Here is a 1,585-nt window from a genome sequence, read left to right as displayed (position 1 = left end):
GTCGTTGTTCTTGCCGCCATCCAGCACATCATCGCCCGAGCCGCCATAAAGGCTGTCGCCATTGTCATTGCCGTACAGCACGTCATTGCCGATATTGCCATAGAGCAGATCGCCGCCATCACCGCCATAAAGCGTGTCATCGCCCGCCAGACCGTCAAAGATATCCGTCCCGCCACTGATCAGCGCAAGATTGTCATCATTGCCATCCGTCAACAAAACAGCCGCAGGATCAATGGGATCGTAGAGCGAGCCCACCGTCACCGACACCGTGGCGGTCCGGCTCTCGGTGCCGTCGCTGACCGCATAGCTGAAACTGTCGGAGCCGATATAGCCCGGATCCGGCGTATAGAGGATCTCGCCATTGACCAGCGAGACCGAGCCATTGGCCGGGGCCGAGCCCGAGATATCGATGCTCAGCGCGTCGCCATCGGCGTCACTGTCATTGGCCAGCACATCGATCGAGACCGCCACATCGGGATCGGTGGTTGCCGTGTCATCCTGGGCATCCGGCGCGTCATTGACCGCGTCCACCGTCACCGAGACCGTGCCCGCCGAGCTCTCCTTGGTGTCGCTGAGCGTGTAGCCGAAGCTGTCCACCCCGTTGAAATCCGCATCCGGCGTATAGGTCGCAATCCCGTTTGCCAGGGTCACCGAGCCATGCTCGGTCTCGACTACGCCAGCGGTGCCGGGATCGTCGAAAGCGCTGGTCAGCGCGGTCACGCTCAGCGCATCGCCATTGGCGTCGCTGTCATTGGCCAGCAGGTCGATCGCCACCGCCTGGTCTTCGTTTGTGGTGGCGGCATCGGGGGCGGCCACCGGCGCGGCGTTGGTCTCATAGACCGTCACCGTCACGGTGGCGGTGTTGCTGGCGGTGCCGTCCGAGGCCGCATAAGTAAAGCTGTCCTCGCCGACAAAGCCGGGATCGGGCGTATAGACGATCTGCCCGTTCGAGACCGAGACCGACCCGTTTGCAGGCGTCGAGCCCGAGATATCGATGCTCAGCGCATCACCATCGGCGTCGCTGTCATTGGCCAGCACGTCGATCTGGATCGGGCCGTCCTGCTCGCCGCTGGTCGCGTCATCCTGCGCCACCGGCGCATCCGGCGTCGGCGCCACCGTGACGGTGACCGTGGCCACCGCCGTGCCGCCCTGGCCGTCCGAGACCGTGTAGCTGAAACTGTCATCGCCGCTGGCATCCGCATCCGGCGTGTAGGTCAGCTGATCGCCATCGATCACCACCGTGCCGAACTGGCCCTGGCCCACCGACTGGATCGACAGCACGCCGCCATCGCTGTCGCTGTCATTGGCCAGCACGTCGATGGTGACGCTTTGGTCCTCGTCCACATTCGCCGTGTCATCCACCGCATCCGGCGCCGCATTGGCGCTGGCCGTCAGCAGCCGTCCGTTTGCTTCCATGCTGGCTTCGGTACCGGCGAGGTTTTTGACGCCGGTGAGCAGGGCGACCTGGACAAAGTGTGCGACTGGCTAAAGCACGCGAAGTGGTGCCAACCGTGACTGTGCGACGAGCTCTAGTTGGGGCTGCCGCGGTCGCCGAAACAGGTCCAGCGGGACGAGTGGCCGCAGT

Annotated in this window: 1 protein-coding gene; it reads right to left on the bottom strand. The window is 64.1% G+C overall.

The genetic code is table 11. The features are described from left to right. Positions 1 to 1,416 (bottom strand): Ig-like domain-containing protein (locus AB1E34_RS19920; protein ID WP_372574068.1); only part of this gene is annotated, 1,416 nt, incomplete at its 3' end. Positions 1,417 to 1,585: the final 169 nt, after the last annotated feature.

This window comes from Ruegeria jejuensis (genome assembly GCF_041537905.1).
Taxonomy (GTDB): Bacteria; Pseudomonadota; Alphaproteobacteria; order Rhodobacterales; family Rhodobacteraceae; genus Ruegeria_C.
The sequence above is the reverse complement of the archived record's forward strand: the minus strand, read 5'-3'. Positions and strand labels throughout refer to the sequence as shown.